This is a genomic window from Achromobacter sp. EB05 (assembly GCF_044232075.1).
In the GTDB taxonomy this organism is placed as follows: domain Bacteria; phylum Pseudomonadota; class Gammaproteobacteria; order Burkholderiales; family Burkholderiaceae_B; genus Achromobacter; species Achromobacter dolens.
Window position 1 is genome coordinate 4229090 of sequence record NZ_CP155917.1, and the last position, 15918, is coordinate 4245007.

The 15918-nt window shown below is 71.0% G+C and carries 7 protein-coding genes; all 7 read left to right on the forward strand.

Going from position 1 to position 15918, the window contains the following annotated elements; genetic code table 11:
* The first annotated feature begins 17 nt into the window (after positions 1 to 17).
* The 7 genes from treS to AAID08_RS19250 all read left to right on the forward strand — a co-directional run bounded on the left by treS (position 18) and on the right by AAID08_RS19250 (position 15900).
* Complete coding sequence (gene treS / locus AAID08_RS19220) at positions 18 to 3359, forward strand: maltose alpha-D-glucosyltransferase (protein ID WP_395756789.1); 3342 nt, start codon at positions 18 to 20, stop codon at positions 3357 to 3359.
* Complete coding sequence (glgB, locus tag AAID08_RS19225; RefSeq protein ID WP_395756790.1) at positions 3356 to 5596, forward strand: 1,4-alpha-glucan branching protein GlgB; 2241 nt, start codon at positions 3356 to 3358, stop codon at positions 5594 to 5596. Before treS ends, glgB begins: the two co-directional genes overlap by 4 nt.
* A gap of 2 nt (positions 5597 to 5598) precedes the next feature.
* Positions 5599 to 7710, forward strand: coding sequence for a glycogen debranching protein GlgX (gene glgX / locus AAID08_RS19230; protein ID WP_395756791.1), 2112 nt, complete (start codon positions 5599 to 5601; stop codon positions 7708 to 7710).
* Positions 7707 to 9488: a malto-oligosyltrehalose trehalohydrolase gene (treZ, locus tag AAID08_RS19235; protein ID WP_054502978.1), complete on the forward strand. Its 1782-nt coding sequence runs from the start codon at positions 7707 to 7709 to the stop codon at positions 9486 to 9488. Before glgX ends, treZ begins: the two co-directional genes overlap by 4 nt.
* Positions 9485 to 11605, forward strand: a complete 2121-nt coding sequence (gene malQ, locus AAID08_RS19240) for a 4-alpha-glucanotransferase (protein ID WP_395756792.1) — start codon at positions 9485 to 9487, stop codon at positions 11603 to 11605. The genes treZ and malQ overlap by 4 nt, the downstream gene beginning before the upstream one ends.
* Entirely contained in the window at positions 11602 to 14298 is a 2697-nt protein-coding gene (gene treY, locus AAID08_RS19245) for a malto-oligosyltrehalose synthase (RefSeq protein ID WP_395756793.1), read from the forward strand. Before malQ ends, treY begins: the two co-directional genes overlap by 4 nt.
* Before the next feature lie 246 nt (positions 14299 to 14544).
* Positions 14545 to 15900 carry an amino acid permease gene (locus AAID08_RS19250; RefSeq protein WP_395757832.1) on the forward strand — a complete coding sequence of 452 codons (1356 nt, stop codon included), beginning with the start codon at positions 14545 to 14547 and terminating at the stop codon, positions 15898 to 15900.
* The last annotated feature ends 18 nt before the right edge of the window (positions 15901 to 15918 follow it).

The following is a 15918-nucleotide window of genomic DNA, read 5'->3' on the forward strand; positions in this document are numbered from 1 at the left end:
CCATGGAGCCCGCAACCATGAACAGCGATACCCCGCCCCAGGACGACGGCCTTTGGTACAAGGACGCGGTCGTCTACCAACTGCACGTGAAGTCGTTCTTCGACTCCAACGACGATGGCGTCGGCGACCTGCCGGGGCTGATCTCCAAGCTGGACTACATCGCCAACCTTGGCGTGGACACGATCTGGCTGCTGCCGTTCTACCCCTCGCCGCGGCGCGACGACGGCTATGACATCGCCGACTATCGCGGCGTGCACCCGGACTACGGCACCGTGGCCGACGTGCGCCGGCTGATCCGGGCGGCGCACGCGCGCGGCCTGCGGGTGATCACGGAACTGGTGGTCAACCACACGTCCGACCAGCATCCGTGGTTCCAGCGCGCCCGCAGTTCGCGGCCCGGTTCGGCCGCGCGCAACTTCTACGTGTGGTCGGACAACGACAAGGCCTATGCCGGCACCCGCGTCATCTTCTGCGACACCGAAAAATCCAACTGGACCTGGGACCCGGTGGCCAACGCCTACTTCTGGCACCGCTTCTACTCGCACCAGCCCGACCTGAACTACGACAACCCGCAGGTGCTCAAGGAAGTGCTGGCGGTGATGCGCCATTGGCTGGACATGGGCGTGGACGGCCTGCGGCTGGACGCGGTGCCCTACCTGGTCGAGCGCGAGGGCACCAACAACGAGAACCTGCCCGAGACCCACCAGGTGCTCAAGCGCATCCGCGCCGTGATCGATAGCGAATATCCCGGGCGCCTGCTGCTGGCCGAGGCCAACCAGTGGCCCGAGGACGCGCAGGAATACTTCGGCAATGGCGACGAATGCCATATGTCGTTCCACTTCCCGCTGATGCCGCGCATGTACATGGCCATCGCGCAGGAAGACCGCTTTCCCATCACCGACATCATCCGCCAGACGCCGGACATCCCCGCCACCTGCCAGTGGGCCATTTTCCTGCGCAACCACGACGAACTGACGCTGGAGATGGTCACCAGCCGCGAGCGCGACTATCTCTGGAGCGTCTACGCGGCCGATCCGCGCGCGCGCATCAACCTGGGCATCCGCCGCCGCCTGGCGCCGCTGCTGGAACGCGACCGGCGCCGGGTCGAACTGATGAACAGCCTGCTCTTGTCGATGCCCGGCACGCCGGTGCTGTACTACGGCGACGAACTGGGCATGGGCGACAACGTGCACCTGGGCGACCGCGACGGCGTGCGCACGCCAATGCAGTGGTCGCCCGACCGCAACGGCGGCTTCTCGCGCGCCGACCCCGAACGGCTGCCGCTGCCGGTGCTGATGGGTCCGCTGTACGGCTATGAAGCCGTGAATGTCGAGGCCCAGCAGCGCGATCCGCATTCGCTGCTGAACTGGACCCGCCGCATGCTGGCGCAGCGTCGCCAGACCCACGCCTTCGGGCGCGGCACCCTGCGTTTCATCCAGGCGGGCAACCGCAAGATCCTGGCCTACCTGCGGCAGTGGCGCGACACCACCATCCTGTGCGTGGCCAACCTGTCCAACGCCGCCCAGCCGGTCGAGCTGCCGCTGCAGGCCTTCAATGGCCGGGTGCCGGTCGAAATGCTGGGCGGCACGCCGTTTCCTGCGATCGGCGAACTGCCGTACCTGTTGACGCTGCCGCCTTACGGCTTTTACTGGATGGACCTGAGCGCCAACGCGGCGCCGCCGGGCTGGCATGCCAGTCCGCCGGAACGCATGCCGGAACTGGTTACGCTGGTCCTGCGCGGCCACGCCAACGCGGTGCTGACCGACGCCTCGCGTCTCGCGCTCGAAACCGAAGTCCTGCCCGAATACCTGGCGCGCCAGCGCTGGTTCCCCGGCAGCGCCGCGCCGCCGCGCGCACAGTTGGCCTATGCCACGCCGTTCGGCGCCGATGGCGCGGAGTACTACTGGGCCGAGGCCGAGCCGGCCGATGCCCCCGCCACGCAACGGGTGCAGGTGCCCTTCGCACTGGTATGGGACGAAGCCGCGCAGATCCAGTATCCGATCGCGCGGGTGCGGCGCGGACCGGAGGTCGGCATCCTTGCCGACGCGTTCCTGCAGCCCGGCTTCGTGCTGGGGATCGTCGCGGCCCTGCGCGCCGCCCGGGAATGGGACGGCCGCCAGGGCGGCAAGCCGGGCGAGCGCCCCGGCGTCATCCGCTGCCTGCCCGAGCCCGGCCTGGCGGCGCTCGACCTCGGCGGCGAACCGGCGCTGCAATGGATCAGCGGCGAACAATCCAACAGTTCGGTGGTGATCGGCGGGCAGGCCATCCTGAAACTGCTGCGCAATGTCCAGCCCGGCCTGTCGGCCGAAGTGGAAATGAGCCGCCACCTGACGCGCGCCGGCTACGCCAACATGCCCGCCCTGCTGGGCGAAGTCCGGCGGATCGATGCCGAGGACACGCCGTGCACGCTGGCCGTGCTGTATGCCTACATTCCCAACGAAGGCGACGCCTGGACCTGGACACTCGATTTCCTCAAGCGCGCCCTCGGCACCGCGCTGCTGGGGGGCGACAGCCCCGAGGAATTCGAGGCCAGCCTGGAAGGCTATGCCACCCTGGCCAACACCATGGGCCGGCGCGTGGCGCAATTGCACCAGGCCCTGTCGCGGCCCAGCGACGATCCGGCCTTCGCGCCCGCGGTGGCGTCGCGCGAGGCGGGCGACGCGCTCGCGGCCCAGGTCAACGCGCAACTGGACCGCGCCGCGCAGGCGCTGCGCGCGCGCCTGGACGCGCTGGAGCCCCCCTCGCGCGCCTGCGCCCAATGGCTGTTCGAACACCACGAACGCCTGGCGGCGCGGGTCGAAAGCATGGCCCAGGCGCTCGCCGGCAGCCCGCTGATCCGCGTCCACGGCGACCTGCACCTGGGCCAGATCCTGGTGGCGCAGACCGACGCCTACCTGATCGATTTCGAGGGCGAACCCGATCAACCGCTGGCGTTGCGCCGGCAATTGGCTTCGCCCGCCAAGGATGTGGCCGGCATGCTGCGCTCGTTCGACTATGCCGCGGCCGCCGTGGCGCGCCAGGATCCCCTGGGCGGCGCGCCGGCCGACGCCAATGCCGCGCCGGTGGAGAATGCGGCCGCGTCGAACTCGCCGGGGCAATTGCGCGATGCGCTGCTGGCGCGCTTTCGCGCCCGCGCCACCGAAGCCTTCCTGCAGGGCTACGAGGAAGCCGCCGTGGCCAACGCCCCGCGATGGCGCACCCTGCTGCAATTGGCGCAGCTCGAAAAGGCCGCCTACGAAATCGCCTACGAGGCCGGCCACCGGCCCGATTGGCTGTCCATTCCCCTGTGCGCGCTGGGCGCCCTGGCGCACACCCTGCTGCAGAACGCGGCCATCGATGCCGAGGATCCGACCTCATGAACCGACGCCACGCCTCTTCCCGCGGCGCCGCCGGCGCGAACGGCCGTCCGCCGCCTGCCGCGCCTTCCCTGACGCCCCCTCTGGACGCGGCGCAGCGCGCCGCCCTGGTCGCCGGCCTGCATGGCGACCCCTTCGCCGTGCTGGGCCCGCATGACGGCCACGTGCGGGTGCTGGCGCCCGGCGCGCGGTCGGTCACCGTGATCGGCGCCGATGAGGCGCGCCACCCGCTGGCCGATGACGGCGACGGCCTGTTCAGCGGCCCCGCGGACTGCGCCCGCGCCGGCGAGCCTGCCTCGTACCGGCTGGAGATCGAATGGCCGCAGGCGTTGCAGCGCACCGCCGACCCATATGCCTTCGGCCCATTGCTGCCGGCCGACGCCTTGCGCGGGTTGGCGGCCGGCGACTGGCGGGCCGCCCTGGACTGGCTCGGCGCGCGGCCCGCCACGGTCGATGGCGTCGCCGGGCTGCGCTGCGCCGTCTGGGCGCCGAACGCGCGCCGCGTGGCGCTGGTCGGCGACTTCAATAGCTGGGATCCCCGCCGCCACGGCATGCGGCTGCGGCACGAGGCCGGCGTCTGGGAGCTGTTCGTGCCCGACGTCGCGGCGGGCTCGGCCTACAAGTTCGCCGTCACCGACGCGACCGGCGCGATCCGTTTCAAGGCCGACCCGCACGCGCGCCGCGCCGAACTGCCGCCGGCAACCGCCTCGGTGGTGGACGACGCGGCGCCCTATCCGTGGACGGACGGCGACTGGATGCGCGGCCGCGGGAACCGCCATGGCGCGGACGCGCCCATCGCGATCTATGAAGTCCACGCGGGCTCATGGCTGGCCACCGGCGACGATGCCTGCGCCTGGCGGCAATTGGCCGACAAGCTGCCGGCCTACGCCGCGTCGATGGGGTTTTCACATATCGAACTGATGCCGATCATGGAACATCCGTTCGGCGGCTCGTGGGGCTACCAGCCGCTGGGCTTGTTCGCGCCCAGCGCGCGCTTCGGTCCGCCGGCGGCCTTCGCGCACTTCGTCGACCGCTGCCACGCCGCCGGCGTCGGCGTCATCCTGGACTGGGTGCCCGCGCACTTTCCCGACGACGCCCATGGCCTGGCGCGCTTTGACGGCACGGCGCTTTACGAATACGACGACCCGCGCGAGGGCTACCACCCCGACTGGCACACGCTGGTCTACAACCTGGGACGCACCGAAGTGCGGGGATTCATGATCGCCAGCGCCCTGCACTGGCTGCAACGCTTCCACGTCGATGGCCTGCGCGTGGACGCGGTGGCGTCCATGCTGTACCGCGACTACAGCCGGCGGCCCGGCGAATGGATTCCCAACCGCCACGGCGGCCGCGAGAACCTGGAGGCCGTCGATTTCCTGCGCGCGCTGAACCAGGCGGTGCGCCACGAGGTGCCCGACGCGATCATGGTCGCCGAGGAGTCCACTGCCTGGCCCGGCGTGACCGCCCCGGTGGCCGATGGCGGCCTGGGCTTTCACTACAAGTGGAACATGGGCTGGATGCATGACACCCTGCGCTACCTGCGCGAAGACCCGGTGCATCGCAAGCACCACCACGGCGAGCTGACTTTCAGCATGGTCTACGCCTATGCCGAACGCTACGTCCTGCCGCTGTCGCACGACGAGGTGGTGCACGGCAAGGGCTCGCTGCTGAACAAGATGCCCGGAGACGCCGCCGCGCGCCTGGCCAACCTGCGCGCCTACCTGGGCTACATGTGGGCCCATCCGGGCAAGAAGCTGCTGTTCATGGGCGGCGAGATCGCCCAGCCCGACGAATGGAACCACGATGCGCCGCTGGATTGGAACCTGCTGGACGATCCGCCTCGCAGGGGCGTGCAGCGGCTGGTCGGCGACCTGAACCGGCTGTACCGCGACCAGCCCGCGCTGCACGCGCTTGACGCCGACCCCGCCGGATTCGCCTGGGTGGTGCTGGATGACGCCGACAACAGCGTGGTCGCCTTCCTGCGCACCGATGGCGCGGCGCAAATGCTGGCGATCAGCAACTTCACGCCGGTGGCCCGGGACGGCTACCGCGTCGGCGTGCCGCTGCCCGGCCGCTGGGCCGAAGTCCTCAATACCGATGCCGGCGCCTATGGCGGCGCCGGCGGCGGCAACCTTGGGCTGGCGCGCACCGCGCCGGAGCCGGCGCACGGCCATGCCCAATCGCTGGCCCTGACGCTGCCGGCCCTGTCCACCCTCTACTTCAGGCATGAAGGCGAATGACCATGGATCCCTCCCTGTTGACCCGCATGACCGCCGGCCACCCCTATCCGCTGGGGGCCGTCAGCGACGGCCTGGGCGTGAACTTCGCCGTGTTCTCGGCCAACGCCACCCGCATCGAGGTCTGCCTGTTCGATGCCCGCGGCCGCAAGGAACTGCGCCGTTTCGATCTGCCGGAATGCACCGACGAGATCTGGCACGGCTACCTGCCCGATGCCCAGCCGGGCCTGGTCTACGGCTTGCGCGCCCATGGCCCGTACGACCCGCGCAACGGCCACCGCTTCAACCCGCACAAGCTGCTGCTGGACCCCTACGCGCGCCAGCTCACCGGCCCGGTCAACTGGAGCGATGCGCTGTTCGGATACCGCCTCAACCACGCCCGCGCCGACCTGGCGATGGACCGGCGCGACAGCGCCCCCGCCATGCCCAAGGCGATCGTGGTGGAGGATCTGCCGTTCAACTGGGGCAACAGCAAGCCGCCGCGCACCGCCTGGGCCGACAGCGTCATCTACGAGATGCACCTGCGCGGCGCCTCGATGCTGCGCGAAGACCTGCGTCAACCGCTGCGGGGCACCAGCGCGGCGCTGGCCGATCCGCGCTTCATCGAGCACCTGCAACGGCTGGGCGTGACCGCGATCGAACTGCTGCCGGTGCACGCCTTCCTGCAGGACCGCTTCCTGCTCGAGCGCGGGCTGCGCAACTACTGGGGCTACAACACGCTGTCGTTCTTCGCGCCCGAACCGTCGTACCTGCAGCACGGCCCCAACGACCTGCGCCAGGCCATTCGCCGCCTGCACGCTGCCGGCCTGGAGGTCATCCTCGACGTGGTCTACAACCACACCTGCGAAGGCAACGAACTGGGGCCGACGCTGTCCTGGCGCGGGCTGGACAATGCCAGCTACTACCGCCTGGTGCCGGGCGAGGAGCGCCACTACATCAACGACACCGGCTGCGGCAACACGGTCAACCTGTCCCATCCGCGAGTGCTGCAGATGGTGACCGATTCACTGCGCCACTGGGTGCGGTCCTATGGCGTGGATGGCTTCCGCTTCGACCTGGGGGTCACGCTGGGGCGCGAAGGCACCGGCTTCGATCCGGGGTCGGGCTTTTTCGACGCCGTGCTGCAGGACCCGGAACTGGCGGGGATCAAGCTCATTTCCGAACCGTGGGACATCGGCCCGGACGGCTACCAGCTCGGCAACCACCCGCCCGGCTTCGCCGAGTGGAACGACCGCTACCGCGACACGACGCGGCGCTACTGGCGCGGCGACGAGGGGCAGCGCGGCGACATGGCGGCGCGGCTGACCGGCTCGCGCGACGTCTTCGACCGCCGCCACCGGCGCCCCTGGGCCAGCGTCAACTTCGTCGCCTCGCACGATGGCTTCACCGTGCGCGACGTCGTCAGCTACGACGGCCGCCACAACGAGGCCAATGGCGAGAACGGCGACGACGGCCATCCCGAGAACTACAGCAGCAATTGGGGCGAGGAAGGTCCCAGCCAGGACGAGGCGGTGCTGGAACGGCGCGACCGGGTGCAGCGGGCGCTGCTGGCCACGCTGTGCCTGTCGGATGGCACGCCCATGCTGCTGGCCGGGGATGAATTCGGCAACACCCAGGACGGCAATAACAACGCCTACTGCCAGGACAATCCCCTGTCCTGGCTCGACTGGACCCAGGCCCAGAGCGATGAAGGCCGCGCGTTGAGCCAGGCGGTGGCGCGCGCGCTGGCCTTGCGGCGCGGCCATCCTTCCCTGCGGGCCGCGCGCTATGGCGACGCCGCCCGCGAAGTCTGCCCCGGCGTGGCCGCCATCGCCTGGTTCAACCCCGACGGCCGCCCCATCGAACCGGCCTCCTGGGAAGATGTCACCGCCAAGTCCCTCGCCCTGCGCCGCGCCGCGCTGCGTGACGACGGCAGCGCCGACATCACGCTGCTGCTGCTCAATCCCGGCGCCGAGCCGGCCGCCTTCACGCTGCCAGCGCCGGCGCTGGCCTGGATCCGCGAGCTGGATTCCTCCGCGCCGACCGCCGCGGCGCCCGTCAATCAGGGAGAACTCGTGGTCCCGGCGCAGAGCCTGGTGCTGCTGGCGGCCGCCCACATTCCGGAGCACGCGCAATGACCGCATGGCCCGAACCATTTTCCTTCGGCGCCCTGCCGCTGCCCGATGGCCGCACGCGCTTTCGCCTGTGGGCGCCTTCCGCGCCCCCCGGGCTGGCCCTGCTGATCGAGGGCCGCGATCCCATCGCGCTGCGGCGCGACGCGCAGGGGTACGCGCAGGTGGATGTGGATTGCGGCCCGGGCACGCGCTACCGCTACCGCATCGGCGACGCGCTGGTGGTGCCCGATCCCGCCTCGCGCCTGCAGGCCGGCGACGTGCGGGACGCCAGCGTGGTCACCGGCCTCGACACCTACCCATGGCGGCATCCGGGATGGCGCGGCCGGCCATGGGAGGAGACCGTGCTGTACGAAGTGCACGTGGGCCTGGCAGGCGGCTATGCCGGCCTGCGGCAACGCCTGCCCGCCCTCGCCGACCTTGGCGTCACGATGCTCGAACTGATGCCGCTGGCCGATTTCCCCGGGCCGCGCAACTGGGGCTACGACGGCGTGCTGCCGTACGCGCCCGACACCGCCTACGGCACGCCCGAGGAACTGAAGGACCTCATCGATACCGCCCACGGCCTGGGCATGGGCGTGATGCTGGACGTGGTCTACAACCATTTCGGCCCTGATGGCAATTTCCTGTCGCAATACGCCGCGCCGTTCTTCCGCGACGACGTGCCCACGCCGTGGGGCGCGGCCATCGATCTGCGCCAGGCCGCCGTGCGCCGCTATTTCGAGGAAAGCGCGCTTCATTGGCTCACCGAATACCGTTTCGACGGCCTGCGGCTTGACGCCGTGCATGCCATCATCGACCAGGACTGGCTGGAGGAATTGGCGCGCCACCTGCGCGGCCAGTTGCCGCAACGCCACCTGCACCTGGTGCTGGAGAACGACGACAACCGCGCGTCGCTGCTCGGCGCCGGTTATGACGCGCAATGGAACGACGACGCGCACCACGTGCTGCACCACCTGCTGACCGGCGAATCGCATGGCTACTACGCCGATTACACGCGCTATCCGGCCCAGGCGCTGGCCCAATGCCTGGAGCAAGGCTGGCTGTACCAGGGCCAGCCCTCCGCCCATCGCGGCGGCCGCCCGCGTGGCGAACCCAGCGCCCACCTGCCGCCCACGGCCTTCGTGCTGTTCCTGCAGAACCACGACCAGACCGGCAACCGCGCCCAGGGCGAACGCCTGACCACCCTGACGCCATCGCCGGACCGCCTGCGCGCGGCGGTCGCCCTGCAACTGCTGGCCCCGCAGATCCCCCTGATCTTCATGGGCGAGGAATGCGGCAGCACCGCGCCCTTCCTCTACTTCACCAGCCATGCCGATCCGGCGCTGGCGCGGGCGGTGCGCGAGGGCAGGCGCCGCGAGTTCCCGGCCCTCGCGCTCGACGCGGCCGCGGTGCCCGACCCCGGCGCCATCGACACCTATGCCCGCAGCCAGCCATGGACCGCCGAACACAGCGACGAGGGCAAGGCCTGGCGCACCTATTACCGGGCGCTGCTGCACCTGCGGCGGCAGCTCATCGCGCCGCGCCTGCGCGGCGCGGTCAGCCTGGGCGCCCTGGCGCTGGGCGCCGCCACCGCGCTCGCCCGCTGGCGGCTGGGCGATGGCGCGGTGCTCTCGCTGTACGTCAACCTGGGCGACGCGCCCGAATCCCTGCCGCCCGATCTGTCGCCGCCCCCGGCGGACTGCGACCTGTTGTTCGAGTCGCTGCCCGGCGCGTTCAACGCGCTGCGCACCGGCAGCGTGTGCGGCAACAGCGCGACCTACCTGCTGGAGAACACGCCATGACCGCCGAGCTGTCCGCGCTGGCCAAGGCCGCCGGCCTGGCGGAACATTGGACCGACGCCCACCAGCGGGCCCGCGTCGTCGCGCCCGACACGCTGCGCGCCCTGCTGCGCGCGATGGACCTGCCCGCCGACAGCGACGCGGACATCCGCGACAGCCACGAACGGCTGGCCAGCGCCCGCGGCGCGGCGCAACTGCCGGCCATGCTGGTCGGCATCGCCGGCGGCATGCTGAAGGTGCCGCCTTCGTGCGCGGGGCGCTACGAGATCAGCGCCGCGCACGCCAGGCCGCTGGCCGGGGAAACCACCCCGGACGCCGCCGGCCAGCCGGAGATCGCCCTCCCCACCGTTCCCGGCTACTACACCCTGGCGCTGCGCGCCGGCGCCACCCTCCTGGCGGTGGCGCCGGCCAGCGCGCCCACGCCCTCCCAATTGCTGGGCGAGCCGCGGCCGCGCGCCTGGGGCCTGGCGGTACAGGTCTACAGCCTGCGACGCGCCAGCGACGATCCGGTTCACGCGACCCAGGGCCATGGCGATTTCGGCGCGCTGCGCGAGCTGGCCGCGAGCGCGGGCGCAGCGGGCGCGGACGCGCTGGCGATCAGTCCGGTCCACGCGATGTTCGCCGCGGATCCCGAGCAGTACAGTCCCTATTCGCCTTCGAGCCGGCTGTTCCTCAACACGCTCTATGCCGATCCCGCCGCCGTGCTCGGCGACAGGCCGGTGCGCGCGGCGCTGGCGCGGATGGGGCCGCTGGCGCAACAGGCGCTGCATGCCCTGGACAAGCAGGACCTGATCGACTGGCCGCAGACCGCCCGCGCCCGCCAGCGGCTGCTGCGCGAACTGCATCGCGATTTCGAGCGCACGGCGACGCCACAGCAGCGCCAGGCGCTGCAGGCGTTCCGCGCGGCCGGCGGACAGTCCCTGCACGACCATGCGCTGTTCGAAGCGCTGCACGAACACCTGGGCCGCATGCCCGGCGCGCCTCGCGCCTGGACCGCGTGGGCGGACGGCCTGCGCGATCCCCGTTCCGCCGAGGTCCGCGATTTCGCCCAGGCGCAGGCGCCCGAACTGGACTTCCACATCTTCGCGCAATGGCTGGCCGCGGTCAGCCTGTCTCAGGCGCAGCAGACGGCCAGGCGCGCCGGCATGCGCGTGGGCCTGATCGCCGACCTGGCCATCGGCGCCAGCCCCGCCGGCAGCCATGCCTGGAGCCACCAGGCCGACCTGGTGCGGCACGCCGGCGTGGGTGCGCCGCCCGATATCTACAATCCGCAGGGGCAGGCCTGGGGCCTGACGGCGCTGTCGCCGCAGGCCCTGCGCCAATCCGGCTATGCCGCCTTCCTCGCGTTGCTGCGCGCAGGCCTGGCCCACGCCGGCGGACTGCGCATCGACCACATCCTGGGCATGGCGCGCCTGTGGCTGATCCCGAAGGGCGCGCCGGCCAGCGACGGCGCCTACCTGCGCTATCCGCTGCGCACGCTGCTGCGGCTGACGGCGCTGGAGGCGTGGCGCCACCAGGCGCTGGTGATCGGCGAAAACCTGGGCACCGTGCCCGAGGGCTTTGACGACACGCTGCGCGACCACGGACTGCTGGGCATGGACGTGTTGTGGTTCATGCGGGATGCGGCCGGCCCGCGTCGCGCGGCCGACTTCGTCGCGCCCGAGGCCTGGCCGGCCCCGGCCGCCGCCATGACGACCACCCATGACCTGCCCACGCTCGCGGGCTGGTGGCGCGGCCGCGATCTCGACTGGCGCAGCGGGCTTGGCCTGCTCGGCGCCGACGAGCGCGAAACCGACCTGCGCGCGCAGCGCCAAGCGGACCGCGAATGCCTGTGGCAGGCGGTGCGCGACCATGCGCGCCTGCCGCCCGACACGCCCGCGCCTGCGCAAGCGCCCAGCGCCTCTTTGCTGGCCTTCGTCGCGGCCACGCCGTGCCCCCTGGCCCTGGTGCCCCTGGAGGATGCCACCGGCGCGATCGACCAACCCAACCTGCCGGGCGCCGACAGCCGCCATCCCAACTGGCGGCAGCGCCAGCCCCTGGCGGCGGCGGATTGCCTGAAGGACCCGGCGGTGCGCGAACGCCTCGCCCCGCTGCGGTCCCTGCGCGGACGCAAACCATGAACAGCCACGCACCTGTCCTTCCGGCGGGGGCCGGCCGCCCCCGGGCCACGCTGCGCCTGCAACTGCACGCGGGCTTCACCCTCGACGACGCCTGCGCGCAACTGCCGTACTTCGCCGGCCTCGGCATCAGCCATCTGTACCTGTCGCCCATCACCCAGGCGCGCGCCGGGTCCACCCATGGCTACGACGTGATCGACCACGGGCGGGTCAGCGTCGACCTGGGCGGCGAGGCGGCGCTGCGCCGCCTGGCGGCGCAGGCGCGCGCGCGCGGCATGGGGCTGATCGCCGACATCGTGCCCAACCACATGGCGACCGACGTCGCCAACGCCTGGTGGGCGGACGTATTGCGCCATGGCGAGCGCAGTCCGCATTCGCGCTGCTTCGACATCGACTGGCGCGCGCCCGATCCCGCCCTGCGCGGCAAGGTGCTGCTGCCGGTGCTGCCGGAACCCTACGGCGTCTGCCTCGAGAACGGCGACATTACGTTGGCATACGCCCCCGGACAAGGCTATGCCATCGCCATCGGCGACCAGCGCTACCCGCTGGAGCAGGCCCCGCAATCCGAACAATCCCCCGCGCGGACCTGCGCCGCGCATGCGCCCGGCACGCCCCAGGGCCGGCGCCGGCTGCATCAGTTGCTGGAGCGCCAGCATTACCGCCTGGCCTGGTGGCGCACCGCGCCCGATCAGATCAACTGGCGGCGCTTCTTCGAGATCACCGAGCTGGTCGGCGTGCGGGTCGAGGACGACATCGTGTTCGACGCCGTGCATGCCCTGCCCCTGCGGCTGGTGCAGGAGGGCGTGCTGGACGGCCTGCGCATCGACCATGTCGACGGCCTGGCCATGCCGGGTGCGTACCTGCGGCGGCTGCGCGCGGCCCTGTCCCGGGCCGCGCCGGCGCGCGCGCAGGCCGGCCTGTCAGGCGCGCCTTACCTGATCGTGGAGAAAATCCTCGCCCAGGACGAACCCCTCGACCCGCGCTGGCCCGTCGATGGCACCACCGGCTACGATTTCATGGACCAGGTCGGCGCGCTGCTGCACGAGGCCGACGCCCGGGAGCCGCTGGAGGCCTTCTGGCAAACGCTCACCGGCGACCGCCGGCCGCCATCGACGCAACTGCTGCGGGCGCGCGAGCTGATGCTGGCGCGCCACTTCGCCGCCGAGCGGCTGGTGCTGGTGCGCGCGCTCACCCGGATCGCCCGGCTCGACCTGCGCACCCGCGACTGGACCGCGCCCGCCATCGACCGCGTGCTGAGCGCGTTGCTGGCGGCGTTTCCCGCGTATCGCAGTTATGCGGAGGATGGCGGTCGCGGCGCCACCGATCGCCACCATTGGCGGATCGCCCTGGCCGGCGCGCGCGCCAGCCTGCCCGCCCCGGCCGACAGCGCCGACGGCCGCCTGCTGGCGCTGCTGGATCAATGGCTGGACGGCTCGGCCGGAGAGCCCCAGGAGGAAAGCGCCGCCACCGCCCTGCGCAGCGCGCGGGCGCGGGCGCTGCGCCACTTCCAGCAACTCACCCCGCCCCTGGCCGCCAAGGCCCTGGAAGACACGCTGTTCTATCGCCATGGCCCTTTGCTCTCGCGCAATGAGGTGGGTTCATCGCCCACCCGGTTCGCCCTGGCGCCGAAGGCGTTTTTCGACGCCTGCGCCGCGCGCGCCAGCAGCCATCCCGACGCCATGCTGGCCACCGCCACCCACGACCACAAGCGCGGCGAAGACAGCCGCTGCCGACTGGCCGCGCTGAGCGAAATCCCGCAGGCCTGGATCGCCGCCGCGAGCGACTGGATCGAACGCCTGGCCCCGCGCGACGGCATGCCGTCGCGCGCCGACCGCTACCTGCTGCTGCAGACGCTGGTCGGAGCCTGGCCGCTGGAGCTGGCGCCCGAGGACATTGGCGACCGCCCCGACGCCGTCGCCGCCCTTATCGAGCGCGTGGCGCAATGGCAGCAGAAGGCGCTGCGCGAAGCCAAGCTGCACACGCGCTGGACCGCGCCCGACATCCCCTACGAAGACGCGGCCCGGCAGGCGCTGGACGCGCTGGCGCACACCGCCGGTGGCCGCGGCCTGCTGCGGGAGATCGCGGATTTCGCCGAACGGCTGGCGCCCGCCGGCCTGGTCAACAGCCTGACCCAGACGCTGCTGCGCTATACCCTGCCGGGCATGCCCGATCTGTACCAGGGCGCCGAACTGTGGGACTTCAGCCTGGTCGATCCCGACAACCGCCGTCCCGTGGACTACGCACACCGCGCGGCCTTGCTGGCCGAGGCGGCCGGCGACGGCGCCCTCGACACCAGCGCCGCCGCGTGGCGCAGCGGCGCGATCAAGCAGGCACTGATCCAGCGGTCGCTGGCGCTGCGCGCCCATCACCCCGAACTGCTGCGCGACGGCGCGTTGCTGCCCCTCGAGATACGCGGACCGCGCGCGTCGCGCCTGCTGGCGTTCCTGCGCCGCCATGCGGGCCAGGCTCTGCTGGTCCTCGCGCCCCAACATTGCGCCACCGCCATTGCCGGCTATGCGCGCGGCGATGGCACGACCGCCCGCGCCTATTGGGCGGACACGCATGTGATCCTGCCGGCCGGCGTGGGAGGCGAGCTGCATGACGTGCTGTCCGACCGCCGGCATCCGGCCGCGGCGCTGAACGTTGCCGACCTGTTGCATGACGCGCCGGTGGCGTTGTGCCTGCTATCAGTCTGATTATCTCGCTCGCGCGCAACAAAACCTGGCACTTGCAACAGGACATGGCACGCGCGCCAACCCTCGCGGCATGGGGCGTATGCTCCTACGCTTAATAGCAAAAAGCGATAAACCGGCAGGGGACATGCCTCTTTTCCATTCCGATGGCGAACACGCCATGGCCCCCGCGCATCTGGAGAGGAGAAGAAGTTGGAGAACACCCCCAATACCGAGCTCAAGGGCGGCCTGAAGTCCCGCCACCTCACGATGATGTCCATCGCCGGCGTCATCGGCGCCGCGCTGTTCGTGGGGTCCGGCAAGCAGATCGCCCTGGCCGGCCCCGCCGTCATCCTGGCCTACATCGGCGGCGGCATCCTGGTCATCCTGGCCATGCGCATGCTGGGCGAGATGGCCGTGGCGCAGCCGGACACCGGCTCGTTCTCGACCTACGCCGACCGCGCCATCGGGCGCTGGGCGGGCTTTACCATCGGCTGGCTCTACTGGTACTTCTGGGCCCTCCTGATGGGCTGGGAAGCCTACGTCGCCGGGCAGATCCTGCACGGCTGGTTCCCGATGGTCCCGGCCTGGGGCTATGCGCTGCTGGTGACGGTGTCGCTGCTGATCGTCAACTTCCTGAACGTGCGCAACTACGGCGAATTCGAATTCTGGTTCGCGCTCATCAAGGTGGTGGCCATCGTGCTGTTCCTGGTGATGGGCAGCCTGGCGCTGGCGCACCTGTGGCCGTGGGGCGCCGCCAACGGCTGGGATCACCTGACCAGCCAGGGCTTCATGCCCAACGGCCCGAAGGCCGTGGTGGTGGCGCTGCTGGGCGTGATGTTCGCCTTCATCGGCGCCGAGATCGTCACCGTGGCCGCCGCCGAATCGGCCGACCCGGGACGCGAGATCATCAAGACCACGCGCTCGGTCGTGTGGCGCATCTGCCTGTTCTACGTGGGGTCGATCTTCATCGTGGTCTGCCTGGTGCCGTACAACGCGCCCGGGCTGACGCAGCCGACCCAGGGCACCTACAACGTCGCGCTCGACGCGCTCGGCATTCCGCACGCGCAGTTGATCGTCAACTTCATCGTGCTCACTTCGGTGTGCAGTTGCTTCAATTCTGCGCTGTACACCGCCTCGCGCATGCTCTATTCGCTCGCCCGGCGCGGCGACGCCCACCGCGTCATGCAGATCACCGGGCGCAAGACCGGCACGCCCTACGTCGGCGTCATCGTCTCCAGCCTGTTCGCCTTCGCCGCCGTCTGGATGATGGCGACCTCGAAAATGGACGTCTATGACGTGCTGATGCAGGCCACCGGCACCATCGCGCTGTTCGTCTACCTGGCCATCGCCTTCTCGCAATTGCGCATGCGCCAACGCCTGCAGGCGCGCGGGGTGCGGCTGGAATTCAGGATGTGGCTGTTCCCGTGGCTGACGTATGCGGTGATCGTCTGCATCATCGCCGCCCTGGTCACCATGGTGATCGAAGGCACCTATCGCAACGAAGTGGTCTACACCTCGATCCTGGCCGGCGTCATCGTCGCCATGGGCATCGTGGCGCAGGTGTTCGGCATCGGCACGCGCGCCCGGGCCGAAGCGGAACTGGCGCCGGCGGGCGCCGAGTAGGCCGCCGGCCCCAAGCCC

What these genes read in the sequence shown, in the direction of transcription:
- treS (WP_395756789.1), top strand. Translation starts at nt 18, where the DNA reads ATGAACAGCGATACCCCGCCCCAGGACGACGGCCTTTGGTACAAGGAC.
- glgB (WP_395756790.1), top strand. Translation starts at nt 3,356, where the DNA reads ATGAACCGACGCCACGCCTCTTCCCGCGGCGCCGCCGGCGCGAACGGC.
- glgX (WP_395756791.1), top strand. Translation starts at nt 5,599, where the DNA reads ATGGATCCCTCCCTGTTGACCCGCATGACCGCCGGCCACCCCTATCCG.
- treZ (WP_054502978.1), top strand. Translation starts at nt 7,707, where the DNA reads ATGACCGCATGGCCCGAACCATTTTCCTTCGGCGCCCTGCCGCTGCCC.
- malQ (WP_395756792.1), top strand. Translation starts at nt 9,485, where the DNA reads ATGACCGCCGAGCTGTCCGCGCTGGCCAAGGCCGCCGGCCTGGCGGAA.
- treY (WP_395756793.1), top strand. Translation starts at nt 11,602, where the DNA reads ATGAACAGCCACGCACCTGTCCTTCCGGCGGGGGCCGGCCGCCCCCGG.
- AAID08_RS19250 (WP_395757832.1), top strand. Translation starts at nt 14,545, where the DNA reads ATGATGTCCATCGCCGGCGTCATCGGCGCCGCGCTGTTCGTGGGGTCC.